Raw genomic sequence first — 26,574 nt, forward strand, 5'->3', positions numbered from 1 at the left:
TTTAGGTTGAAATTTTGGCTTAAGTTCATTAGAATTGTAATGAAGGCGTCGGTAGTGTAATGGATAGCACATGAGATTTCGGTCCTCATGATGGGGGTTCGATTCCCCCCTGACGCATAAGAAAAATAATCGTAAAAGGCATTGGCAAAGATGAGCTAGTGCTTTTTTTGTGCATTACTAGTTACTACAGTAATTTAACTAATTTTTCTATTGAATGTAAGACTGGCAGTGACATAATTTGTCGTATTCTTTTAGTACAATAAATTTATCCAAATACATAATTTGATAAATGGAGTGATAAAAGAATGAATAGAAAAAAAGTTATGAATTTAATTTTTGCAATCATGGCAATGGTAATGTTAACTGCCTGCAAAAATCAAAACCAAAAACAATCGTCTTCAAAAACAGTAACAACAACGAGGCGATCAAAATCGAACTCAAGTAAAAAGAAAAGTTCAAATAGAAGTAAGAAAGTTGTTCAAAGTTCGTCGAGTGTTAAGAAAAATTCTTCTGAAACAACTACTATGAATTTTGAACAGATCAAACAAGGCGATTATAGTGGTCTGCAGGGAACGTGGACGGAACTTGCTCATAAAACCGGAAAAACTTTTGTCAAAGGTGGAACAGACACCCTTAGTGTTTTTAACGAATCCATGGTTAATGGGTCAACCAAAGTGCAAAAACAAACTTTAACGGATACGGACGGCGAACATGCTTTGGTGTTCAAGACTAAAGATAACATTTTAACGGCCGGCTTGTCTGATGAAAATGTTGCGGTCAATTGGACGGTTAAATTTTATCCAAAAGGAACAACAAGTCAGTACCAAACAAATGATAATGTTGGTAAAAATTCTCAAAATTTGATTGTTATTTGGACGAGTAATAATTCATATACGGAGGTTTTTGCACAAACTTCCACTAAAGTCCCCGTCGTGAAAGCTAAAACAGTAAAAACCGGACTTAATCTTTCGCAAATATCAAAGAATAATTTTTCAAGTTTAGTTGGAACTTGGAAGAATAATCATGATGGTAAAACTATTGTGGTTACAAACAAAATAATGAATGCACCTGCAGATAGTAATGTAGCTTGGAGTAAGGGTGCGGTTTTAAGTGGAGCAGAACATAATGGCTATCCAGACGTAATTACAGCTGGTAAAATTACGAATGGATATATTCAAGGTGGAATAGGAACATTTCACGCAAAAGTCCTTGGATCTAGTTTTGATCCGTTAACAATTATCCCTAAGAATGTTAAGCTTTCAAATTCTGATGATTCGGATTACACACGCGATCGTTTGATTCTTGGCGGTGGTCAAGGTGGAACCGGAACACAGGCTTATTATAAGCAGTAAAAATGCTATGTAGTTTAAAAAATCTCATTCAATAAACTAGCAAATTCGGTTTATTGAATGAGATTTTTTTATAGTTTTATTAATCACTAGAGCTAGTTTGACTTGCTGAACTTTTTGAATGACTGGAGCTGCTACTAGATTCACTGCTTGAACTAGTTTTCTTTTGTGAACTAGCGCTTGTTTTGGTCGATGCACTGAATATTTTTTCGGCATCAGTTGAATTCTGCTTGGCAACTTTTGCAAGTGAGCTTGCGTCTCTAGCTGATTTAGCCCGTGCTCGTTTTAGAGAAGATGCCACCTTACTATTGGAGGACTTTTCGCGGGCAAGAGATGCGCGAGCTTTGCTGATTGAGCTTCGTGCCCGAAAGATTGAAGACGACTGAGCATTGGATCTATCCTTGGCACTAAGACTGGATTCAAACTTGGCAATTGAGGCTGATTCGGCCTTCTTTTCTTTGCGTGAACTGGCAGCACTCAAGGTCAAATTATTAGCTGGTGGTTCTGATTGCGCATGTCGAATGTAAACAAATGCGGTTGTTGCGATAAAAAGTATTGCAATTGCTACCCAAAATAGTATTCTTCGAATCGATTTTTTACCATGTTTACTGAGATGAGAATTTCTGCGGTTCATAAGTAAGATTGCACCCCCTTCAATCAGAATTTATATCTTGATTATAAACGATTTTGACTCAATAGTGTCGATATACTACGTATTATTAAAAAGTGAGCTGAAATGAATTTATTAATTGTAAAATAAGTTTATTTTAACGATTTTGTGTATTTATTCATAAAATAGTGAATAAGGTCTTAAAATATTGATTGATATTTAAAAAAATGCATATTTAACTTACAAAAAGTGCTAAAATAGGCAAGTATTTCTATTTTAGAGAGAAGGATTTATTTTGGAAGAACTAGAAAACACAAAACAACATAAAATTGGGTTAGTTGGCTTGATTCTTATGGTGTTTACTTCCATTTATGGAATTTCGAATACGACGGTGGCCTATGATCAAATGGGTTATGGGGCTATTCTGTGGTATGTATTGGGAGCAATCCTATTTTTCCTTCCAAGTGTTATGATGTTTGCTGAATATGGTGCCAGTTTCAAAGAAGCGCATGGGGGCATTTATTCTTGGCTAGCGGGGTCAATTGGAGAAGAATTAGCGTTTATTGGCACTTTTATTTGGTTGTCAGGCTGGATTGTTTGGTTAGTTTCAGAGTCATCAAAAATTTGGATTCCGTTTGCCACAATGTTTACAGGACATGACACAACCCAATCTTGGCATTTTTTGGGATTGAATAGTGTTGAGACGATTGGTCTGATTGCGATCGTATTCATGCTTGCCGTTACTTTTTTCTCGACGCATGGTATTAATCAAATTGCGCGTTTTGCAGCGTTTGGTGGAATTATTACGTTAACCATCACGGCACTATTTTTACTAATTAGCCTTGTCTTATTGGCAGTTCACAGTGGCCATTTGGCAGAACCATTTACTGCGCGTTCAATTATTCATTCACCAAACGGTCAATTTGGTTCACCAATCGCCATCATGTCGTTTATTGTGTATGCTATTTTTGCTTATGGTGGGATGGAAACCATGGGTGGTGTTGTGGATAATGTAAAAGATTCATCAAAAACATTTCCACGCGCTATGATTATCTCAACAATTATCATGTTAGTGGCTTATTCGCTGGGAATTTTCTTGTGGGGTGTAAGTGCTAATTGGCATACCGTTTTGGGCAATAAAACGAGTGATTTAGGTAATGTGTTATACGTATTGATGAATAATTTAGGTGTGTCAATTGGTAAAACGTTACACTTGTCAGGAGCAGCTAGTGTTAATCTAGGCAATTGGTTTGCCAGAATTATTGGAATTGAAGAATTCTTATCTGATATGGGGGCTTTCTTTGTGTTAGTTTATTCGCCATTGAAATCCTTTATTATGGGATCGCCAGCCAAATTTTGGCCTAAAAAAATGACCAAATTAAACAAATTTGGGGTTCCTGCCTACTCGATGTGGTTACAGGCTATTATCGTGGCCGTTATTGTTTTTGCAGTTTCTTTTGGCGGAAGTAATGCACAATCTTTCTACACGGTTTTACAGGACATGGAGAATATTTCTTCCGCTGTTCCATACTTGTTTTTAGTTGGAGCTTTCCCATTCTTTAAAAAGCGAACTGATTTAGAGCGTCCGTTTGTTTTCTTTAAAAATAAGGTAATGACGTGGACAATCACGGTTATCACATGGTTAGTCATTCTATTAGGAATCATTTTTACAGTGATTGAACCCTTATCAATTCACGATTATTACACTGCGTTTTGGACAGTGATTGGACCCATCTTCTTTGCACTGGTTGCTTGGATTTTTTACGAAGTATCTGTGAAGAAGCAAAAGATTGATGTTCCGGATATTGATGATATTGATTAGTTCAATGTAAGTACCGGATAGAAAATTTAATTAAAAATATCTCAAATAGACAGTTGTCAACCAAAGTTACTTGGTCTGATAGCTGTCTATTGTTATTTATAGTGTAATTTGCATTGTTTTGGACCAAGGCAAATGATCATTTAGCGTGCATGAATCTAAGGACTTCAAATTAGGAGGTTTTCTAAATAAATAATTTAGACATTTCAGGTTTTATCCTGAAATATTCATAGATCGAAATATAATGATTATATATCAAAAAAACAGCCCTTGCGAGGCTGTTTTTTTAATGGGCCTAAATTTAGAGCTTCTATAATGAAAAAATAACACGTATTCAAATTGAAATTGGCGTACGAAACTAAATTTGCGTACTTCAAATAAACTCACGAAGAGTTATTTTAAAAACTGTGATTAAATTGGTACGATTCGCTAGCTACCTCCAATGTAATTGTTGAATCTTGGCTAACACCTGATAGAATAGTTTTTGGTAAACATGCGAACTACTTAATTTCAAGTGCAATTTTCGACCACTTCGAACCAGTTTTCCCGCAATTTTAAACAACCAAAGACGAAGCGTCCCAACACGCACACTGACGTGCTTCGGTGGTAAGCATACCCGTTTGAAGAGACTCACTAAATTATAAGCAAGAACACTTAGCATCATCCGCGCATGATTTTCAATAAAACCTGTACTGTTTGTTTTGTCAAAAAAGAACCCTTCCTTGGCTTCTTTGATATCATTTTCCATTTGACCACGGTGTTGATATAATTCGAAGGCAGTTTCTGGTGTTAATTTGGTTAAGTTAGTGAGCAAATATTCATGATTAAAGAGTAGTTCATCCGCTTCACGGATCGATTTAATATAAATTTGACGTGGCTGCGACCAGGAAGCAGCCTGATACCAGGCCGAATAGTAGTGGGTTTCAGATTGACCCCATTGTTGTTCATCATCAATTCGCACCTAGCTTTCAGCCAAATCACGCAAACGCCGGTTGGCTTTTAAACGAACCAGATAAAACGCTTTGTGTTCTTCACAAGTATCATAGAGCTCTGGCGTGGCAAAGCCACTATCTCCACGTACCAAGATTTCAGTACAAGGCAGACTATTCTGATAGTGTTGTAATAGAGGTTCTAAAAATAGTCGAATCTCCTTGCTTGTATAAACATTACCCGGTCGCAATTGGGCTGCTAAAAAAGCTTCATTTTGACCATCAAAGGCAACCAACGGGTGAAATCCGTTAGTTTGATAATGAGCATTGAAATCACTGTTTTCTTGATTACCGAAGGTATCAGAATGTGTTAAATCAACATCGATGATTAGCTCCGTTTGATTGGTGGTCAGGCGTCCTCGATCAAGTAAAGTTTGGTTTAACACCTGTAAAGAAGTGATAGTTGTTTCATCAAAACGTTGCCAAAACCGTGAAATAGAAGCCTGTGAAGCCAAGGTAGTTTTATCAAGCAGCAATTTAAAAATAGGATCGAAACACAAACTGGTAGCGACATTATCAGTGGCGTAGCCAGCAATTTTCTGCAATAATAGCTGTTCCATTAGACTGATATTACTGTGTTGGTAATAGTGTCGTTGATCTTTAAATGAAACTAGTTCTTGGGCAAGATTTGAGAAATCGAGTTTGTGCATGATTTCTTTGATGAGTACTAACCCTGCATCACTGGAAAGTTCACCACCAGTGTGAGAAATATGTAATTTGGAATTGAAATGAACTTGTTTTTCCTGTAAAGTTGGCATGGGAGCTCTCCTTCTGATGGTTGTTTTTTAGCGATAATAACTATATCAAAAAAGGGGCTCCTTTTGTATATAAATTTTATGCACCCAAAAGGTGCAAAAGAAAAAGGAACCAACGTTCAGTGGCCGTGGTGATTCACTAACGTTGGTTCCTTTACTATGAATATTTCAGGTTTATTATGTTTTATTATGTTGGAGTATTGCTCAAAAACTTCCTGTCTTAAATAAAATCCATCCTTAATTAAAATACAATGAGATTATCAATAAGCAGGTAACCTTAAATAAATTAGTAGATTGAAAATTGACCCTTGCCATGGTGAAAGGAGTAACAGAATGATTTTCTAAGGTTAAACGGTGATGTAATCTTACAAAAGATAACTAGTAAAAATTGATTTGCTACAAAAGCGAACATTATAAATTCAAAGTTTTTATATTGTTTATTACGCCTGACATGGTGATAATTTGTCGCCATGCACAGTATCAGCCAGTACCTTGAGACTAAGGCAAGATTGTCGAAGCACTATTACGAGTATAAATACTTAAATCAGCTGTGGATGGAATTGTGCGTACGATAGTATGAGAGGTTGATAATTGAATTAAGCAATTTTCTTCTACCTGATGGATCAAAATGATCATTGAATTGGACGTTATAATAATGTACTAATTTTTCTTATTTACAAATGTAAACAAAAGTATCCTTATCTTAAGAATCCCAGAAAATGGTATCCTTACTAATCAATAAGTAAATTTAGAATAAGCCATTAAAGTGTTTCGTTATATATATATATTAAAAAATAAAACGTTTACTCTTACCAAAAAGCTTTCTTTTTTGTATAAATCAATGTATTATAAATGGTGGATAGCATAATAAGCTTTAGAACAAAAACGACTATATTTTTTATATTTGGAATACATAGTTCTGTTAGTGGTTAGAAATTATATAAAATAATAATTAGAATTTTTTGAATGAATTAGGTGAGGAATGAAAATTATGAAAATGAGCAGTCTAAAAAAAATCATTGCAATAACGTTTGGTACCATTATTATAGCGGCTGGACTAACAGGATGTGGAAATGGTAATAGTAAGGATAAAACGGTTGTCTCAATGAAAGGTAGTGATATCTCACAGTCCCAATATTATAAAGCGCTAAAACAGGATAGCAGTGCTAAAACAGTTTTACAAAAATTAATTGTGACAAAATCACTTGAAAATGAATATGGCAAAAAAGTTAGCAAGTCAGATGTCAATAAGGTTTACACAACATACGAGAATCAATATGGTGATAACTTTAGCAGTATTTTAAAACAAAACTCTTATACTAAGAAGCAGTTTAAGCAACAGCTTCGCGAAAATTTATTAATGAAAAAGGCTGTGAAGGCCAGTGTCAAAATAACAAATAAAGATTTAAAAAAACAATTTAAAGTATTTGAGCCCAAGGTTCAGGTGGCTGAAATTACCGTTAAAACCGAGAGCGAAGCTAAAAAAATTCTTAAGAAAAGTCAGGCAAACAACGCCGATTTTGCTAAACTTGCCAAAGAATATTCTACCGATACATCTAATTTAAATAACGGTGGAAAATTGCCGGCATTCGATAACACAAATACGTCACTTGATGCGGCTTTTACGAAAGCGGCGTTTACGCTAAAAACTGGTGAAATTTATAAAAGCCCAGTGAAAACGAGTTCAGGTTATGAAATCATCAAGATGATTAAAAATCCAGGTAAGGGAAAATGGCAAGATCACAAAACCGAACTTAAGGCTCAGATTTTAGCTGCAGATCAGCAAGATAGTAAGGTTATGAAAAAAGTGTTGAGCAAACTGTTTAAGGAAAATGATATAAAGATTAAAGATAGTGATTTAAAAGACGCACTGGCTGGATATTGATTTAACTGGTCTTAGGAAGGGGGATTAAGTATGGACGCTAAAAAGAAAAAAAAGCTTTGGTCTAGAGGAATTCAGATTCTTGCTACACTGTGCTTGCTTCTTGGAAACTTTACTTCGCTTTCACAGTTAGAAAATGTCGATGCCGACACGAATGGTGCGGCGGTTAGTTTAACAGAAATCTCGGGGTTGACTAATAATAAAGCAAAACCCAATTCGACTTTGAAATTTCAATTAAACAATTTAAGTAACCAAAAGAATGGGGTAAGTGTTCATTTACCGGGCAGTTTGAAGTTTGACGAGAATCAAACAAAAAGCCTGTTGGCACAAGTAGAAAATGAAAACGTTTCAGTATCTAAAAATGTTAATGAAAATAATAGCATTGTAACAAGCTTAACTACCAGCAAAATGGTGATTAAGTATAACGAGAACAGTCAAAACGTTAGCTTTAAATGGTTGGATTCAGCCAAAAATTCGAGTTCAACCACGAATTCAAGCTCTAGCGAGGTGTCTTTTGGTCCACTGTACGGAGTGTTCGCGGTTACAACTAGTGCAAGTCAAGCCATGGTGACTTTGACTCCAAAGGCCAACGGTATTGCCGGCACATCATTTTCATTCTCTGTTGGAGCAACCGCAATTGAATCCAGTAAAGCTTCTAGTTCCGGATCCAGTTCCAGTTCCAGTTCCAGTTCCAACTCAAGTTCTAACACCAACTCTAGTTCTTCTAGTGTTGTTAAAAATTCTGGCTCTAGCTCAAGTCAAAATTCGAGCCAAAATGTAAGTTCGTCAAAGGAACAAACATCCACGGAAAATACAAATACTGATACGACTCAAACAACGGATGATACGGAAACGGGAAATACAGATGGGCAAGTTGCCACAACGATTGAGGGAAACCATCCACTGAATACTGGCAATATTGACACAACCCTGACAGAAACTAATCAGGTCGCGGAACAAGAAGTGAATGAAGCCGATACTAAGCAAGCACGGACAACAAGTGAAATTACCAATAGTGTTGGGACGGCCAACAAACCATTTTCAACTAATGCGGCAGTTAATAAATTGGTTCAAGATCCAAGTACGGTCATTGCAAAACAATCGGCTAGTTTTTATGCACTGATGGATGCTACAGCAGTTTCTGCGTCAAGTTATACGGTAAAGGTTGTGGGTCCAGATGGGACTACCCCTGTATCTGGCGCAAAACTTGTGCTAGGGTATCATGTTCAAGATGGGTCCTCTACTTCAAAAGCAAATAATTTTTCAACAGTTTTAACAACCAATGACAGTGGTACTACAACTTTTGATCCAACTTCAAGTTCAAATGGAAATACCTCAGGATACACCAATTACTATACTGGGTCTCCGAACGATACTTTCACGGTCATAGATGGATCGGTTGCATACCTGCCTCCACTAAATTTGAATTCAATTGGACTTACGTTTGGAACCGATCGTAAGATGGTCCTTCAAACTAGTGGCGTGAATGCAGCAACTAAAGCTTATCTTGATGCAAACTTCAACACGGCGTCACATCAAATTGATAATACGCCTGCAAGTATTAGCAGTGATGGTCGAACGCTCACAATTAGGCTGTATGCTGCGCCAAAAGTTCAAGTTATCAATGGTGCTACGGGAGAAGGTATTCCAAATGTTGGTTTTAAGTTTGAAGGAACAGTTAATACATCAACAATTTCATATGCTTCAGGTTTTACAGCCAACACAGGAGTAGCTGGATCATTTGGTGTTACAGGAACAGATGGGATGGCCGACACAGAATGGACATCTGTTGCTACAAATACCTACTCAGGAATTAACCTTAACGGGGCATTAACAGCGGCTGGTTTATCAAATGATTACATTCCATTGAGTGATCGTTATAGATTTCAATTCAATTCAGATGGTACTGTATCCCTTTATAAGGTGGGTACTTATACTCAACCAGGAACAGCACTTTCAATCGTTGATAGTGCAGGTAATACCGTTACTAGTGGGGAAATTCTGCGAATTACAATATATGAAACAATCCATATAAATAAAATTGACAAAGATTCGTCAGCTGGATTAGCAAACAGTGCATTTACACTTACGGATACAACTCCAGATTCGGGATACACCGGAACTAGTGCTACTGGTGATACAGTTGCAACTGATTCGTCAGGAGCTACTTCCATTGTGCCACCTGGTGTAAACACGTCTACTAATTCTGATGCAAGTATCACAAAAGTGCACACGTACAAGTTAGTTGAAAAAACTGCACCAACAGGTTATGCGCTGAATAAGAATACTTATTATTTTAAGTATTCGCTTAAGGCTGGCGTAACGGGAGTGTCTTCAGATGGGTCGACTTATAGTACATCGGCGACTCCAGATGGCATACTCACAGTGAAGTCAGGTAAATTACAATTTGCGGATCAATCGAGCACGCAAATAAAAGCCGTAGATACTAGTGGCAATCCGATTCAGGGTATTAATTTCACACTCTCAAATGGATCGAAATCAAAGACTTATACAACAGATAATGGCGGTGTTGCGGTGACACCTACAGCTACTTTACCAAGCGGGTCATCTTCAGCATCTTATACATTAACTACGGATGCAAGTACAGCAGGCTATACAAATAATGCGCCTTATACGGTTGCTTATTCAACGGGATACAAGTCAGTTACTACCGGCGATACATTGATAAAAGTAGACGGTAATGGTGGGCTAGTTGTCACGTTGGTACGTCAATATGTAAAAGTTGTAGATGTAACAACTGGGCAGCCAATTTCGGGTGGCGTGTACAGGGTGACTGTGATGTCTGGTACGACATCGCTTGGAAGTTATGAAACTGCCACATTACCAACAAGTGGACAAGATTTGTTGACTAATATGGCAACTAAAACGAACGCAAAAATCACGCCCGGACAGGTGTATACTATTCAAATTCAAGAGTTAACGACACCGACTGGATATACACCTAATAAAGATCCTTATAAACTTTATTACAGTACAGATAAGGGCTTTTCTGGGAATTCTGATGGTAGTGCCACAGACTACATGAATTCGGACAACAAATTAGGAACGAGTGGTGGCAACGTTACTTACTACTATACTGCTTTGGCGAGCACAACAGATCCAATTGATCCAGATGATCCATCTCTTCCGGGCGGTACAAATAATCCAGGAACAGGTTCAAAGGGGTTGCTCACGCTAGATAACGTGCCAGCTAATTTAAATTTTGGTGATCAAGAAATAGATTACACCAAGGACAATGAGTATAATTTTAATACTTCAACAGACCAAAATGATTCTAGTATCGCACAATATACAGATCCTTCGACTGGATTACCTACTAATACTTTGACGAGTGTTGCAAATGCAACGGGATCAAATAAAAATAAAGTGTTTACTCAAGTAACAGACCACAGATCAGGTAACCAAAACTGGAAAGTTACTGTGGAAGGAACCGCGTTATCAACAGCTGACAACAGTACAATTGATGGCGCCGAGCTAATCTTTAATGGACTTGCTCAAAAATTAGATTCAACAGGAAAGAGTTGGACCACAACTGGTATTAATATGACTTCAGGTAAAACGATTCTAAACCTTGGTGGTGGCAGTCAAGACTTAATGACTGCAACAAACTCAACTAGTGGTACTTATCAAGATGCATTTTCCACAGAGGGTATAAAGTTGAAAATACCAAGCGGATCAGAATCGATCAAACCTGATACAGGTTATAAATCAGATGTCACATGGACTTTAACTGATGGTCCAGCATAGAAATACTGTTAGTTAGGCAACTAACATTTAAGGAGGTGGGGCCTTTAATTAGGACGAAGTGGTAAGGGGGTATCGTATTTGCCGTTTAAAAAATTAAGGGAAAATTGGAGGAATTAATTATGAACAAAATTAAAGCAGCAACATTACTATCAACAGCAATTCTTGGGGTTTCAATGGCAGTACCAGTGTTTGCAGCTGGAACTACAACAGCTACAGCAACTCAGTCGGGTCAAACACATGCATATATCTCATTCCATGGTAAGAGTGATGGTACAAATCCTTTGGATCCAAGTGATCCATCTACACCAGATCCAGGTAACTCAACTGGTAATCCTGGCCCGCTTTCATTGGATGCCGTTCCAAATACACTGAACTTTGGTGACCATGAGTTATCAGATACCACAGTTGGTGATCACACCTATGCATTGGTTGGTAATGCAGACAATGCAACCAGTGGTGCTGAAAAAGATAGTGCAACACATGAAAAGGATCCAGCAACAACCGATGTCAGTGGAGCCGTTTATACGCAAGTAACTGATGAACGTGGTACAGGTGCCGGCTGGAACGTAACAGCTCAATTAGCCAAGTTCCAAAATGACGGCGCAGATACATTAGATGGCGCAGTAATGACATTTGCTAGTGGTAAAACACAAAAATTAGCAACCGATGCTGATGGAAACCTCACATGGGGAACAGCAGATATTACAGTTCCTAGTGCAGTCTCATTGACTGCTGGTGGCGGAGACACCGCAGTTGAGAATGCTGCTGAAGGTACTGGTAAAGGTACACAACAACAAGTCTGGGAAAATGCAAATGTTAACTTGAAGGTTATTCAGGATTCTGCAAGACCAGGAAACTCAACTTCTACAATTACTTGGACTTTGAATGACACTCCAGCATAAGTTATCATGTAAATAAGTTAAGTTTAAGAGACTAATCTAGAAAGTGTGCTGATTATATATGTCGAAACAACTATGGCGTTGGCTAGGAACCATCGCAGCAATATTTGGAATCTTGATAATGTCGGGAGTTTCTGTTACAAAAGCAGCCGGTACTTCAGATGTCCAAGCTGTCCCGATTGGAGTTACACCGGTTGTCAATAAGAATCAAATTAGTAAGGGCGTTAGTTACTATGATCTTAAACTCGGTGCTGGGAAAAGTACTGATTTAAAATTAAAAATAAGTAATATAAGTTCAAAAGCAGTTACAGTAAAACTGAAAGCTACAACTGCGATCACTAATTCGAATGCGGTTATTGACTACGGAAAAATTCCGAAAACGGTGGATTCTAGCATGCGTTATCGTCTCGACAAGTTGATTAAAATTGCACCGGCGGACAGAAAGATCACCATTCCGTCTAAAAGGGCTGTTTTAGTAACTGCGCGATTAACTATGCCTGATAAGAAATTAAATGGAACCCTTTTAGGTGCACTGCATGTTGAACCTGTTACAAAAAAGGTAAAAAAAGGGTTGCAGAGTAAGTATGCCTTTGCAGTAGCTTGTATGGTGACAAATGGTAAGCAAGTTAAGCCAGATCTGAAGTTGAATACAGTTAAAGCTGGGGTTCGACTTGGTCAAAGAGTGGTAACTGTAAACGTGCAAAATTATCGGGCAAGTTTACTAACCAAGGGTCATATTAACACAACGATTACTCGTCAAGGACAAAATCGAGTGTTGAAGCACTTGGTGGTTCAAACTGCAGCTTTTGCACCGAACACAAACTTTAATTTACCAGTTCCTTGGGGAAGCTCGGCAATTGCACCAGGAAACTATACGCTGCATATGACTTACACATCAACTGATGGGCAATTTGCACACAAGAAAACTTGGAAGTTTAATAAAGATTTCCATATTTCGGCAGTCCAAGCTGCTCGTTATAATTTAGGCACACTTCAGATTCCTTGGTGGATCTACGTAATCATTGCCTTTGTCGTTATCTTATTAATAGTGTTAATTTGGTTATTATTGAAACGACGAAAGAAGGAGGATAAGGCGGATGATTCTAAATAAAATAAATCACCGCTGGAAGTTAGTTCTAGGAACCATCGGGCTTCTAGCCCTACTTCTGGGTGTGGTAACGCCCGTGTCTGCGGCAACAACCACGCAAAATGGAAACACGAGTGCGGCAATTAGTTTTAAAAACCTAAACCCCGAGAATCCTAATTTGCCGGTAGGTTACCCAACAGGTACGGCAGTAACTGTCAAACAAAAGAAAGCTACTCCTAGTGTGACAACAGAAACTAAGCCGCAAGCTACAAAATTGAAATCGTCTGTGACAGTTTCGTCCGAGGGAAAAGGAACAACAACTCTCCCTCAAACAAGTGGTGCTTCTGTACCGCTGATTGTTGTCTTGATTGGCTTGGCCGGTAGTTCAGCCTTATCAATTCCTGTAATTGGTAAGTTTGTGATGACTCAATAGAGAGCTTGTTTGATCCTGATTAAGGGATAAACATATAAATATTAAAAAAGCGAGTGTTGACTCTGAGATGGCTGTCTTTAGCTAGCTTTGAGGAACATTCGCTTTTTTATACATAAAGAAATAGCGAGCAGAAAGGGAGTTTAGTGATGACCCAAAAGCCGAGTCGACCGCAGACAAAATGGGATAAATTAAATTTAATTTTGGCAATTATTTTATTGATGCTGGTTTTTGCGACCTCTGGAAAGCTTATCTATAATTGGTGGATTAATGATTCAGTTCAATCCGATAAAACGGTTGTGATTAATAAACTTTCACAAAAAAAGACCAAACAGAAATCTTTGGATCTTTCAGAGATCTCGATTGATCAAATAAGCTATCAAACTGCGACCGATTTTCTCCATTTGCCAACTTTAGTAGTACACTATCGTATGAAGAACAACAGCGACACTGGCGCGCTTCCTATGTACGTTTTTAATCAAAAAATTCGTTTTCATCAATTGACCACATACAATACAACAACTATTTTAGCTGGAAGCGACTTAGCAACAGGGCGATTGAGAGGAGTTTCTGCTAACTACTTGGAAAATCAGGAGATTATGTTATTACCTAATCAAACAGTGACAGTGATTCAGACGTATCGGCTGGAGAGTATGAAAAGACCAGTTACTATGCAAGTTTTGGCTAATGGGCATACGCAAAAAATTAATCCTTGGCAGTTAAGCATGGTGAAGGCTAATGAATAGGAAAATTAGAAAAGCATTATTGACGGTAGTTTTATTGATTGCAATTGGGTTTTGTGGTGTCTATTTGAGTCACGATTCATTGTCGAACTGGCTAGTTACCCGTCAAAAGATAACAATTAGCCGTAGTAAAATTGCCAAGACGAAAAGACAAGCTGATAATGAAGCTAACTATAATTTTAAAGCAGTTAAACCATTGTCGCTGACGCAACTTAGTAAGTTAAGCCTGAAAAAGGGTAATCTTCCAATAGTGGGGAAGATAGTAATCCCAAATGTAAAAATGAATTTGCCGATTTCTCGGGGAGTAGAGTCACGTAATTTGGCATTTTCAGCTGGGACATTGAAGGCTACAGAAAAGATGGGAGAAGCAAATTATGCGTTAGCTGGTCATCATATGGCTAATAATGATCATATTTTGTTTGGTCCTTTGGTACGAACAAGTGTTGGAGAAAAGGTTTACGTGTCGGATATGACAGACGTTTATATTTATCAAATCTGGTTACGAAAGTACATTTCAGCTAATCAGTTAGCTGTCTTAAATAATCAAAAAGGGCAAAATCTTCTGACTTTAGTAACTTGTGATGACACGGGGACAGGGCGATTATTAGTGCAAGGAAAACTGGTTCAAAAGGTACGGCTTTCTAAATTAGATAAAGCTCTTAGGAGTCAGATAAATCAAAATTAGGAAAAGGGGCATAAATTAAATGAATTACTTCATTGGTCGAGGAATTGATAATCTTTTGACAGGAATTGAACAAGCTCAAATTAATCGTCTGAAACTTTTTAAGAAAAATCAAATTCCAGCCCAGATTATTTCATTCAATTATTCGCGAGATACGCATAAAAAGGCTGCGGTGTACGGATTAGATAAACAAGATTTGTGTAATATGTTTGATTATTATCAACAAAGTCGACTGGTTAATGTTCACGCACTCACAGTTGCAAGTGTTAGGCCAAAAGGGACAGAGTCTGAGTTAGTAGGGTTTGAACAGGATCTTGCCGCGGTTAATTGTGTTAAAAATCGTCATGTAGTTTGTCAAATACGTTATATTCAGTTGACTGGTCAAGTACAGCAAGTCCTTTGGACCAATCAGTCAGGCAAGATTGATCATACCGATTCGTATGACGAACGCGGATTTTTTGCTCGCCGTAGTTGGCTTGATTTAGTGGGTAATATTAAATTAGAAACTTATTATACTCCTGCTGGTAAAGAGGCAATAACAATCAAATATCGAAATTATGAAAAATTAGATACGGAAAAGATTAAATTAGCGAGTGGCGAAACATTCGATTCATTTAATGACTTAAAGAATGATTTTTTACAAAAACTCGATGCTGAAGAAATTAGTACATTTTTTCTTGACCGGGAATTTGACCCAGTTACTTTTCGCGATATGAATTTGGCAGGCAAACGTATCTCGGTGATTCACAATGCACATGTAGGTTATGAGGAAACAATGGCAACTGAAGTCAACAAAATTGCGGAGCAGGCAGGGAAAAAAGAGCGTTTCAAACCGGCTCTAGCCTACTATGATAGGCTGTTACAGCATCCAGGTAATATTGATGCCTTCCTAGTGTCTACAGAAGCGCAAAAAAAGGATATTCAAAAAAGCTATCCGGATACAAAACCTGTGTTTGTTGTTCCGGTTGGCTTCAATTTGAATTTACCAAGTCCAATTGAATTGCAGCGGCGTGATTTATATCAGGTTATTATTGTGAGCCGAATTTCACCAGAGAAGGGAATTAGTGATGCGATTGCAGCATTTATTTCGGTATGGAAGCAAGTACCGCAAGCTAGGTTGGTGATTTATGGTGGTGCAAATGGGGAAGTATCAAGAGACTATTTAAAACAAATGAATGAACAGATTATCGCAGCTGGTGCACAAAATGCAATTCGATTTGCTGGATTTAGACATAATCTAAAGAAAATGTACGATCGATCAGGGTTGTTTGTGATGACCAGCCATTCCGAAAGCTTTAATTTAAGTATGCAGGAGGCTTTAAGCCACGGAGTTCCCGTTTTGGCTTATGACATTAAGTACGGGCCAAGTGACATGATTAGTAATGGTAGTAACGGTGTACTAGTAAAACCAAATGATGTGAATGAGTTAACGGTACAAATGAAACGGCTATTATCGCAACCGCAGTTGTTAGGCCATATGAGTGATGGTGCGTATCGCTTACGAAAAAAGTATAGTGGCGAAATAGTTTGGCGGGATTATCAACAGGTAATAGCTTTTTTAGATAATCAGGACACTGTGATTGATTAAAAATATTGCGACAAAGCTAACTTTTAAAACAAAATTTATCTCGTATTGCGTCAACGCCGTTAGAGTTAATTAAGTATTCTAGGGATAATGATATTGTCGTTAAGCCCTTCTCTCCAAGTGCTCATGGGTTGGCGTTACAGGATAAAGAGATTGAAGAAAAGGCAGATAAGTATCACGTTATTGTTCCGCAACTAGCAATTTGGGATGATGGGGTTGCCCAGGACTGTTAATCCAGATCACATGAGAGCAAATGATGAAATTAACTTTGAAACCTTGAATGAAGATATGAGAATATTGGAAAACGTTAAACCATTAGATTATGGGAATTCCAGTGGGTTTCCTGAATTTTGCGGAAAACTTTATTAATTATAATAATAAACGTGGGGATTAGCAAATGAGTAAAGTTATGATTTTAGGTGCTCACGGGAAAATGGCGCGATTATTTACCGAAAGACTTTTAAAAGCAACGGATGACAAATTAGTTTCGTTTTTATGAAAAGCACAACGCTTAAATAATTATGCTAATAATAAATATGTTCGGCTGATAAAAGAAGATGTCCTAAACACCGATCACTTGGAAAATGGTGATGCAGTCGGTGGGATTAGTTTTTTCTGATTTTAGAGGAATCAATTTGGTCGATCAAATTCAGAATTTGATTAAAACGATGAAACAGGCTCAACAAGAACGTTTCGGTGGGATACTAGGAAAATACGGTGAATGGAACGAACAGGCCATTGATGCGTATCTGCCCGAATTTAGATCTACCGCAAAACAAGTTGCAGAATCTGGTCTGCAATATATTGAAATTTGTCCAGCATGGTTAACTGATAAAGATTGTGTATGAAATCACATAATTAGGCGAACAGGGGTACAAGCTTCGTAAAAAAGTGTTGCTGATTTTGCGTTTCAAGTTATTACCAATTCACAGACGCATATTAACGAGAGAATTGTGTTAAACAAATCCAATACTGACGGTGATAAAACCAGTTGGAAGTGAGTTTAAAAAAGTGAAAATAAACTAAAGGCTTCTACTAGATAGCTTTTATCCAGGAGAAACTTTTTTTGACTAAAAAGTTTTGAAAATCTAATGTATAAAGCCGTTTGTGAAAAAATAGATATCATAGTTTATGCTTGTTATGCCAACTACTACGTGTAGGAGAAAGACTTTCATTCTAGAAATCTTGATATTCTGTACAATGTCAGTCCTTCTGGCCAAGACTGCCGTAAGAACTCACACTTTGTTCTATCCCAACCAGTATTATTATCTAATTTTGTTACCAAGAACGCTTTGTATCAGGCAACGAGATGTACTTTTATAGTTTCAACCTTTAGTTACTTTAAAAATTTTGTAACATTATAGTTCCTTGAAATAGGCCTCAATTGCGCGTTCCACCTTTACATGAACAGGATTGAGATCCATCGAGGGCTGAAAGCTCAAGTAAATTTTTCTGTGTGGTGAATCGGGATAGAGTTTGTGTAAAGAAATAGCAGATAAATCAACGGTTAACCAAGATCTTTCAGGGACAAATCCATATCCAATATCTTGTGCAATTAGACCATGAAAAGTATCCCGATCACTTGTTACAAATTTAGGGACAACTGTTTTAAAATTATGGTCAAGTAAGTAAGATTCTAAATAAGTTCGTAGAGGACTTTTTTCAGATAAAATAAGATTTTCATTTAAAAGATCATCAGGTGTTAAGTGTTCTCTTTTACTAAGTTTGGAATGGCTGCTAACAGCGACGTAAATCTCTTCGTCAGTTAGCAGCTTATTTGTGTTACCGCTGATCGGATGTGTACTAAACTCAAAATCATAATGCTCCAAGCGATTATTTTCCAGGCCGTGTTGAACAAGGTTAACTGTCACGCCCGGTACTTGAGCTTTAATAGTCTGAATTAATGTTGGAATCATAGGAGATGACGTCTCAAAACGTAAAGTTACCGCGTTATTACTGGCAGAACTGATCGTTTTAACCGCATTAACTGCCGCATCAAGTTGATTGAGAACTTGGTTTACTTGTTTTGAAAAAACGGTCCCTTGAGAACTTAATTTTAGTGAATGACCATTACGAATAAACAATGTCACGCCAAGTTCTTGTTCGAGTTGCTTTAATGTTTTGCTGAGTGAGGGTTGGGCAACGCGTAATTTGCGTGCAGAACTAGAAATATTCTCGGTAGACGCGACCTCAACAAAGTATCTTAATTGTAGTAAACGCATGGTTTTCATCTCCTATAGCTTTTTAGGTATACTGCATGTGAATTATTGTATTTCATTTTTATGGCAAAAAGCAATAGTATTATTAACATTAAGTTAGAAAAAATGATAGGTTCTAATTTAAAAGCAATATTTGAAAGGAGAAAGCAAAAATGGCACAAGAGGCAGAATATATAAAAGCACATTATTCAAAATTTGAACAATTGTTAACCCAGTTTGTTGAGATTAGGTCGGTCAGTAATGCGGACGATGATATGACGGCATGTATCGATTTCTTAAAAACTACTTTTGAAAAATTGTTAAACGCCAAGGTTACACTCGTTAAGACGGCCGGACTACCATCGCTCGTTGCCCAAATTAACGGGACAAGTAATCATACTGTTTTGTTCTATGGACATTACGATACAATGCCCGGTGGTACGCGCGACCTATGGGAAACTGATCCTTTTAAACTAACATTGAAGAATGCAAGATATTTTGGTCGTGGTGTGGGTGACAATAAAGGTCAGTTGATGGCCCAAATTTTAGGCATCTATACATATATTCAATTACATGGAACGTTACCATTCAATGTGGCTTTTTTAGTAGAAGGTGAAGAGGAACGTGGGAGCGTCAATTTAAAAACAACGGTCTCAAGTTTGCATGAGACACTATTGAAGCAAGTGGAGTTAGCGGTGGTCGTAGATGGTTCCATTAATCAAAATGACGAACATGTGGTTAGACTTGGTAATCGGGGTCTTTTTGGTTTCGAATTAATCACGAAAACGGGTGAAAATGATAATCATTCTGGTAATGCTGGCAACATTATGACTAGTGCAGCCATTAAATTGGTTGCCGTTTTAAGAAAATTATATGATTTTGACGAACAGCGCGTTTTGATTCCTAATTTTTACCAGGGTGTGCCTCAAGGAAAAGAAATTAAAACAGATTTATTAGAAGCACTACCTTTTGATAAAGAGCAGATCAGTTCTCAAATGGGTTTGAAAACGATCCCAGACAAAATGGAGTTTTATCAACGATTAATGTATCAACCGACGTTTAATATTGCGGGAATTAATGGTGGCTATACTGGCAAAGGATTGAAGACGGTTATTCCACATCAAGCTAACGTTAAGATTGATTGTCGGTTAGTGGGTAACCAAAATATTGAAATAATTCGCAAAGGACTGGAAACAGTCTTAGCAGCTGAAATTCAAAGTGGCGAAGTTTCAATTAACTGTTTAGGCGCAATTCCACCTAGTACCTCGGACTTATCTAAGTCACTGATTGACACTTTTGCTGCGATCATTAAAAAAGCAACTGGATCAGTGGTCATTGAACCGGTCATGGCTGGAACGGTACCCAATTATGTATGGACGGAAGTACTTAAAGTTCCGGTGGTTACAATCCCATATGCCAATTATGATCAACATAATCATGCGCCAAATGAAAATATGACTAAAAAGGATTTTATTGATGGAATCAAAATTTCATATGAATTAGTAAATAGTTTATTTAAATAAAAGAGGTAAGGTCTATGGAAAATAGTGCACTTTCAAATGTTCAGACGGAAACAAAGAAACCAAAAGCAACGTTTATTTTAATTTATATCGCCTATATTGTTTGTTTTTTGGATAGATCGGCTATTAATATTGCTTTGTCATACATTGGCAAAGACTTTAACTTAAGTACCACAACTTTGGGAGTTGTTGCGAGTGCGTTTTTCTTCAGTTATTCCTTGATGCAAATCCCTGGTGGCTGGTTAACGGATAAATTTGGAACAAGAAATACGGTGATTGTGGCAATTACCATGTGGTCAATTTTTACTGTGTTTACAGGATTTGCTTGGTCGCTAGGCTCGCTTATTGTCATCCGAATTCTATTTGGTTTGGGAGAAGGTGCCTTTCCGTCAGCAAGTTTGAAACAGGTAGCCGAAGAGTTCTCCTATAAAAGTCGTTCACAAGCCACGTCGGGCATGATTTCATCTAATTATGTGGGTGCTGCAATTGCGCCGGTCATCATTGCCCCAATTATTGCTTCAGTTGGTTGGCGAAGCGCGTTTCATTTATTAGGAATTATTGGAATCGTGTTTGTAATTGTTTATTTTTTCGTTATGAAACCCAAACAAAAAAAGGCGAAAACTACCGATTCTAAACACACAAAAGTTAGTTGGTCACAAGTATTGACCAATAAAATGATTTGGCAGTTTTTCATTGTCGTTTTCGGACTTAGTTCAGTTACAAAGGGGCTGGATACATGGATGCCAACGTACTTATTACAGGCTAGACACATTAACTTGGCAGGAGTGGCTTGGATGGTTCCCTTACCGTCAATTGCAGCTGGAATCGGTGCTATTGCCAGTGGCTTTATCATGATCAAATGGTTTGATGGTAAAGAGAAATGGTTAATTGCCCTGACAAGTTTACTGGCAACCGTTTTTATGTTTGGTATGTATAAAGCGACATCTGTCGGTGCTGTGATCACGTTTGAAGTGATTACTTATTTCTTTAAATCAATTGCGTTTAGTAGCAGTTTTGCGTTCTTTGCTAGACTAATGACAAAAAATGCTTATGGTTCTTCGATTGGAATTGTGAATTTTGGTGGCCAATTGGCTGGGTTTATTGCGCCTATTTTGATTGGCTTCTTGGTACAACTATTTGGTGGATCTTATAGTGCAGCCTTTCTGTTTTTAGTAGTTGCAGCAGGAGTTGCTTTTATCACATCACTGACATTTAACGAAAAAAATATTGAAAGATATAAAGAAAATGTTGTTGCAAGCCAAGAAAGTGAAGATTAGACATGAAAATAGTAAGTGCTTTTATTAGAAAAGTGGATATTCCACTTAAAACACCGTTTGAAACTAGTTTTACTAGAATGACTAGTAAAAAATGTATTATTTTGGAGCTACATGATCAAGATGGCACAGTAGGCTATGGTGAGTCATCTGCGTTTGATCAGCCATTTTATAATGAAGAATTTCGGGATGGTAGCTGGGAGTTAATAATCAAGCAACTTTTACCAAGAATAATGAATAAGGAACTCACGCATCCAGATGATTTGTATGATTTGGTTATTGATATTCGTAGAAACAACATGTCAAAAGCCGCGATTAACTGTGCACTTTGGGATATTTACGCCAAACAACATCATCAAACTTTAGCACAAGCGTTAGGTGGTAAACGAGATAAAGTAGAAACTGGAGTTAGCATTGGTGTGCAGGATTCTCCAGAGCAATTGGTAAAAGTTGTTGAAGGTTATCTTCAGGATGGTTATCGACGTATCAAAATGAAAATTAAACCAGGCAAAGATTATGAATATATTGCTGCGGTTAGAGAAAAGTTTCCAGATACGATGTTGATGGCCGATGCTAATTCTGCTTACCGGTTAGCTGATGTGAAAATGTTAAAAAAGCTTGATGATCTGAATTTAATTATGATTGAACAACCGCTTGAACCGGGAGATTTAGTGGATCATGCTACGCTGCAAGCACAATTAAAAACAAGTATTTGTTTGGATGAAAGTGTGACTTCTTTAGATGATGCTCGTAAAATGGTGCAATTGAAGAGTGGAAGAATTATCAATATTAAGGTTGCCCGATTGGGTGGCTTAACCATCGCAAAACAAATTCAAACCTATGCGCAAGAAAATGGTATTGAATGTTGGTGTGGTGGCATGTTGGATTCAGGAATTGCGCGAGCAGGTAACATTGCAATTGCCACTTTATCAGGATATACATTACCGAATGATATTGCTGCTTCAAAACGTTATTATGCAGACGACATTATCGAACCCACAATTGCATTAGACGGAACATTTGTTGATGTTTCCGCAAAAGAAGGACTCGGATACGATATTAACCGAGGAAATTTGGATCGGTTTACAATTAAATCGGCAAGGGTTTAATGTCACCACTGAATTAAGAATCATTTTGTTTCACATTAAAAATAAATTAAAAAAAGTGTTGACTTTTAATAATCAACTCTTATAATTAACCTCATCAAGTCGAAAGGGATGAAGTCACATGACAAGTTTTGTTAAAGCTATTTTAAGTAATTTAGTCATTATTAGCTTATTAATTAAAGCGCACAGTTCTGTGACTTCAATCCTTAGCTAATAATTTTTTGGCGTCTCGATAAAAAAGGATAATTGAGTTACCCGCTGTGCTTCGTAAGAAGTGTGGCGGGTATTTTTTTATCTAATTACGAAAAAGGGAGCAGATTTTATGAATAAAAAATGGAAAGTTTCAGTTTTGTTTCTAATTGCAGCCACCGTGTTGGCAGGATGTGGAAGTAAGAGTGCCAGTGCGGGGACTCACGACTATGCAACTAAGCAAACTTACAATCTAATGGCCAATACTGAGGTAGAAACGATGGATCCATCACTTGCGGATGATTCAACTTCACTTGCTCAATTGGAAAACACCAACGAAGGACTTTATCACCCCAACAAAACGGGTAAGTTAATGCCCGAAGCAGCTAGTAAAACAATCGTTAGCAAGGATGGAATGACCTATACGTTCACAATTCATAAGGGGATGAAGTGGAGTAATGGAGATCCGGTAACAGCCCAGAACTTTGTTTATGGCTGGCGAAGAAGTGTTAATCCGACTACGAAGGCACCCAATGCGTTTTTATTTGCACCAATTAAAAATGCAAATGCAATCATGAATGGGAAAAAGAGTGTCAAAACGTTAGGTGTTAAGGCTGTGAACAAAACAACTTTTAAAGTTACTTTAGCGAAACCGGCACCTTATCTAAAACAAATGACGGCTTTACCTGCATTTTTCCCACAGGATAAAAAAGTGGTTGAAAAGTATGGTAAATCTTATGGCACATCAAGTGATAAAACCGTTTATAACGGGCCATTTGTTCAAAAAGGTTGGACGGGTAGCAATTTAACTTGGAAACTAAAGAAAAATACAAACTATTGGGATAAAAAGACGGTGCATTTGACCACTGTTAATATGCAGGTGGTACAAAATTCCAGCACAGCGCTTAATCTGTATCAAGTTAAGAAGTTGGATGATATCTCGTTGTCAGGTGAACAAGCCACACAAGAAAAGAACAATAAAGATTTCTATTCCTCAACGGCAAATTCAATGACTTATGCCGTTTACAATTTTAAGAATAAAGCTATGCAAAATATCAATATTCGCAAGGCCATCTCCCTTGTTTTGAATCGTAAGCAGGTGACTAGCAAGGTGTTAGCCGATGGTTCAATCACACCAAAAGGGTTTGTGCCCGCTAAATTAACTGAGAATCCAAAAACGGGGGCTGATTTTACAACTGATGCGGCAGTTGCCAACTCAGTAACTCAAAATAAAACTCTAGCTAAAAAATATTGGGCAAAAGGAATGAAACAGTTGGGTAAAACAAAGCTAACGATCAATTTGATGTGTTGGGATGAAGGATCTAACTCGCAGGTTGCCGAATATATGCAAAGTGAGATCAATCAAACTCTAAAGGGAGCGGACGTAAAAGAAAGTACTTTGCCAAAGAAATCGGCAATTACAAAGATGTCGAGTCACACTGGTTTTGATATGGCGTTGACTGGCTGGAGTCCTGACTTTCTTGATTTGATGGATGTTTTGCAACTCGAACAAACTGGTAATCCTTATAACTTTGGGTCATTCAGTAATAAAACTTTTGACAAGTATATGAAAGCTGCGATTACAACGGATGCAACCAATAGTCAGGCACGGTATGACGATTATGTGAAAGCCGAAAAAGTTTTGATGAAACAACAGGGTGTGGCCGTGATTGATCAAGGGGCTTCAACCTATCTGCATAATCCTAAGGTAAAGGATGCAGTTTCAACAACTGATGGCGGAACTTATTTGAAGAAGGCCTATGTGGTTAAATAATTAGTTAGAAAACAAAAAATCTTCAAAGCTTGATGATAATAAGGACTGTTTATCATTAGGATTTGAAGATTTTTTGTGTTAATTTGGGTTAGTGTGAAAATTGGTTAGTTATTATCACATGGCTGTGCTAGACTTTAAAAGGAATATTCTGTTACTGAGAAAAGGGAGTTTAAGAATTATGACTTTAGATGGCATTGTTGAAAACCTTTTGTCTGAAATTAATATGAGGACTCACCCTCGCACTGATGGTATTAAATACCAGTTTAGAGAGTGTACATTTCCTGTGACGTTCACACGTGATGGGTACAAAGAAGCCGATGGATGTGCCATTTTTTTGATGGAGCCAGACGGAAAATATACTGTGAAAAAATTTGATAGTCGTTATATGGACATCAAGGATCCAATTCGCCAGATTTATCATGGTGCTATTTTTGATTGTGAAGAAGAGCCCACCAAAATGGACACTTTAATCGATGCAGTCGAAAAAGGTGTTTCTGAGACTAAATAAAGTTTCCAAAAAGTACTTTGATTTTAGAGAGATCTAATCATTTCTCTAAAATTGAGGTGCTTTTTTTACTTGTAGAAAGCGTTTTCTGATTTTGGTGCTAAAATAAAGTATCTGGACAAAGTTTTTGAAGGGAAGCATTAGGATGACAGAATCAAAGCAAGCAATTCTAAAAGCTATTAAAGAGACAACGGATCAGTGGCGAGTTTCTGATGAGAAAAGAGATGCTGGGTTACCAACCCAGTTTGCAGATGTCACACGTTATGATAATTTGAGCTATGGGCCAGCCGGAGCTGAAAACCTATTGGATGTGTATACACCAAAAGAAATCACACAAAAGGTTCCGGTAATCATTGATATTCATGGCGGTGGTAACGTTTATGGTTCTAAAGAACTATATCAACATTATTGTCTTGGCTGGGCAAGAGCTGGTTTTGGCGTGGTGAATTTCAATTATCGACTAGCTCCTAAAACGCCATTTCCGGGTGCTTTAAAAGATACGGCATTAGTTGGTCAATGGATTTCAGAGCATGGTGAAGAATATCATTTAGATGTCGATAATGTATTTGTGATTGGTGATAGTGCGGGAGGAACATTAGCTGAACAGTATTTAACAGCTTATTCAAACGAAGCGTATCGCACGGCACTTGGTTTGGTAAGTAGTGAGAAACTAAAAATTCGTGGTGGTTGTTTAAATAGTGGCTTTTATTTCATTGAACGCTCAGGAGCAATTCCTGAAAATAGCTTGATGAGTGCCTATTACACGCCTGAAGTGATGCAACGCTATGATCAACAATTACACACTGAAAAATTCATTACCTCAAAATTTCCACCAGTTTTTGTCATGACAGCTAATCACGATTTTCTACATGATGAGGGAGTTCGTTTTGACCAGTTTTTAATTGATAAGGGTGTTCCACACGAATTTAAAGTTTATGGTGATGAAAAAGAACCACGCGAACACGTATTTCAATTGAATCAACGTGACACAGTAGCAGCAAACGCTAATCATGCGCAGGCAGAGTTTTTGCGTACTTTGATGAAGTAAATAGTTTTTAGGCTCAGTTTGATTGTCAGAGTTAGTTTATAACTGAAAAATTTCAAATGTTGATGTTAACTGAAGATATTATAATCAAAAAGATGGGGAGGATTCAAATGAGTGTAAAAAAGAAAAAGAAAATACAAATTAATATGGATAAAACACTGGCGGAAGGTGACATGCCATTTGATCTAAAATTAACAGAAGAGCAAAGGGCTAATCAGGACTTGCTTAATTCGATAAAAGGGCTATCTGAGGAGAAACTAGATACGCGAAAAAAGATTGAAAATTGGTTAAAAGATGAATCTGAAGACTATTAAATAAAATGAGATTATTAGTATTTATGTGGGAGTTATTGGAAGAGCAGGAGA

General features: G+C 37.4%; 20 protein-coding genes, 1 tRNA gene and 1 pseudogene. 19 read left to right on the forward strand and 3 right to left on the reverse strand.

Annotation, left to right across the window (positions count from 1 at the left end):
• Positions 1–45: 45 nt before the first annotated feature.
• Positions 46–117 (forward strand) — tRNA-Arg (locus tag IV87_RS03180).
• Positions 118–305: 188 nt separating this feature from the next.
• Entirely contained in the window at positions 306–1,352 is a 1,047-nt protein-coding gene (locus IV87_RS03185; RefSeq protein WP_057805465.1) for a DUF6287 domain-containing protein, read from the forward strand.
• A gap of 79 nt (positions 1,353–1,431) precedes the next feature.
• Here IV87_RS03185 and IV87_RS03190 read toward each other — a convergent pair whose 3' ends face one another.
• Positions 1,432–1,983, reverse strand: a complete 552-nt coding sequence (locus tag IV87_RS03190) for a hypothetical protein (protein ID WP_057805466.1) — start codon at positions 1,981–1,983, stop codon at positions 1,432–1,434.
• 271 nt (positions 1,984–2,254) lie between these two features.
• Between IV87_RS03190 and yjeM the strand changes: the two genes are divergently transcribed.
• A complete protein-coding gene (gene yjeM, locus IV87_RS03195) occupies positions 2,255–3,781 on the forward strand; it encodes a glutamate/gamma-aminobutyrate family transporter YjeM (RefSeq protein WP_258390180.1) in 1,527 nt (508 codons plus the stop codon).
• Between the two features lie 430 nt (positions 3,782–4,211).
• Here the strand turns inward: yjeM and IV87_RS03200 are convergent.
• A pseudogene (locus tag IV87_RS03200) lies at positions 4,212–5,525 on the reverse strand (IS1380 family transposase).
• 988 nt (positions 5,526–6,513) lie between these two features.
• Here IV87_RS03200 and IV87_RS03205 point away from each other — a divergent pair.
• The 9 genes from IV87_RS03205 to IV87_RS03245 all read left to right on the forward strand — a co-directional run bounded on the left by IV87_RS03205 (position 6,514) and on the right by IV87_RS03245 (position 17,446).
• The gene (locus tag IV87_RS03205; protein ID WP_057805467.1) at positions 6,514–7,407 is read left to right on the forward strand and encodes a peptidylprolyl isomerase; all 894 of its coding nucleotides are present in this window, start codon (positions 6,514–6,516) and stop codon (positions 7,405–7,407) included.
• A gap of 30 nt (positions 7,408–7,437) precedes the next feature.
• Entirely contained in the window at positions 7,438–11,172 is a 3,735-nt protein-coding gene (locus IV87_RS03210) for a WxL domain-containing protein (protein WP_057805468.1), read from the forward strand.
• 119 nt (positions 11,173–11,291) lie between these two features.
• On the forward strand, positions 11,292–12,074 hold the full coding sequence (locus IV87_RS03215) for a WxL domain-containing protein (RefSeq protein ID WP_057805469.1): 783 nt from the start codon (positions 11,292–11,294) through the stop codon (positions 12,072–12,074).
• Positions 12,075–12,132: 58 nt separating this feature from the next.
• Complete coding sequence (locus IV87_RS03220; protein ID WP_082623506.1) at positions 12,133–13,182, forward strand: WxLIP family cell surface protein; 1,050 nt, start codon at positions 12,133–12,135, stop codon at positions 13,180–13,182.
• Positions 13,169–13,591, forward strand: coding sequence for a hypothetical protein (locus IV87_RS03225; protein WP_057805471.1), 423 nt, complete (start codon positions 13,169–13,171; stop codon positions 13,589–13,591). The genes IV87_RS03220 and IV87_RS03225 overlap by 14 nt, the downstream gene beginning before the upstream one ends.
• 146 nt (positions 13,592–13,737) lie before the next feature.
• The gene (locus tag IV87_RS03230) at positions 13,738–14,334 is read left to right on the forward strand and encodes a DUF5067 domain-containing protein (RefSeq protein ID WP_057805472.1); all 597 of its coding nucleotides are present in this window, start codon (positions 13,738–13,740) and stop codon (positions 14,332–14,334) included.
• Positions 14,327–15,016, forward strand: a complete 690-nt coding sequence (locus IV87_RS03235) for a class A sortase (RefSeq protein ID WP_057805473.1) — start codon at positions 14,327–14,329, stop codon at positions 15,014–15,016. Before IV87_RS03230 ends, IV87_RS03235 begins: the two co-directional genes overlap by 8 nt.
• 19 nt (positions 15,017–15,035) lie before the next feature.
• Positions 15,036–16,601, forward strand: coding sequence for a glycosyltransferase (locus IV87_RS03240; protein ID WP_057805474.1), 1,566 nt, complete (start codon positions 15,036–15,038; stop codon positions 16,599–16,601).
• A 632-nt stretch (positions 16,602–17,233) separates the two neighbouring features.
• Entirely contained in the window at positions 17,234–17,446 is a 213-nt protein-coding gene (locus IV87_RS03245) for an NAD(P)H-binding protein (protein ID WP_162259948.1), read from the forward strand.
• Between the two features lie 510 nt (positions 17,447–17,956).
• On the opposite strand, the gene IV87_RS03250 is transcribed toward IV87_RS03245, so the two are convergent.
• Positions 17,957–18,820: a LysR family transcriptional regulator gene (locus tag IV87_RS03250; protein WP_057805476.1), complete on the reverse strand. Its 864-nt coding sequence runs from the start codon at positions 18,818–18,820 to the stop codon at positions 17,957–17,959.
• A gap of 149 nt (positions 18,821–18,969) precedes the next feature.
• Between IV87_RS03250 and IV87_RS03255 the strand changes: the two genes are divergently transcribed.
• The 7 genes from IV87_RS03255 to IV87_RS03285 all read left to right on the forward strand — a co-directional run bounded on the left by IV87_RS03255 (position 18,970) and on the right by IV87_RS03285 (position 26,523).
• Positions 18,970–20,319, forward strand: coding sequence for a M20/M25/M40 family metallo-hydrolase (locus IV87_RS03255; RefSeq protein ID WP_057805477.1), 1,350 nt, complete (start codon positions 18,970–18,972; stop codon positions 20,317–20,319).
• Positions 20,320–20,333: 14 nt separating this feature from the next.
• Positions 20,334–21,593, forward strand: a complete 1,260-nt coding sequence (locus IV87_RS03260) for an MFS transporter (RefSeq protein ID WP_057805478.1) — start codon at positions 20,334–20,336, stop codon at positions 21,591–21,593.
• 2 nt (positions 21,594–21,595) lie between these two features.
• A complete protein-coding gene (gene menC, locus IV87_RS03265) occupies positions 21,596–22,699 on the forward strand; it encodes an o-succinylbenzoate synthase (RefSeq protein WP_057805479.1) in 1,104 nt (367 codons plus the stop codon).
• A 319-nt stretch (positions 22,700–23,018) separates the two neighbouring features.
• Complete coding sequence (locus tag IV87_RS03270) at positions 23,019–24,659, forward strand: peptide ABC transporter substrate-binding protein (RefSeq protein WP_057805480.1); 1,641 nt, start codon at positions 23,019–23,021, stop codon at positions 24,657–24,659.
• Between the two features lie 178 nt (positions 24,660–24,837).
• Complete coding sequence (locus tag IV87_RS03275) at positions 24,838–25,167, forward strand: hypothetical protein (protein WP_057805481.1); 330 nt, start codon at positions 24,838–24,840, stop codon at positions 25,165–25,167.
• A 142-nt stretch (positions 25,168–25,309) separates the two neighbouring features.
• Positions 25,310–26,212: an alpha/beta hydrolase gene (locus IV87_RS03280; RefSeq protein ID WP_057805482.1), complete on the forward strand. Its 903-nt coding sequence runs from the start codon at positions 25,310–25,312 to the stop codon at positions 26,210–26,212.
• A gap of 107 nt (positions 26,213–26,319) precedes the next feature.
• Positions 26,320–26,523 (forward strand): hypothetical protein, encoded by a 204-nt coding sequence (locus IV87_RS03285; RefSeq protein WP_057805483.1) that lies wholly within the window; start codon positions 26,320–26,322, stop codon positions 26,521–26,523.
• Positions 26,524–26,574 lie beyond the last annotated feature (51 nt).

The sequence above is a fragment of the Pediococcus ethanolidurans genome (genome assembly GCF_001437405.1).
Lineage (GTDB): Bacteria > Bacillota > Bacilli > Lactobacillales > Lactobacillaceae > Pediococcus > Pediococcus ethanolidurans.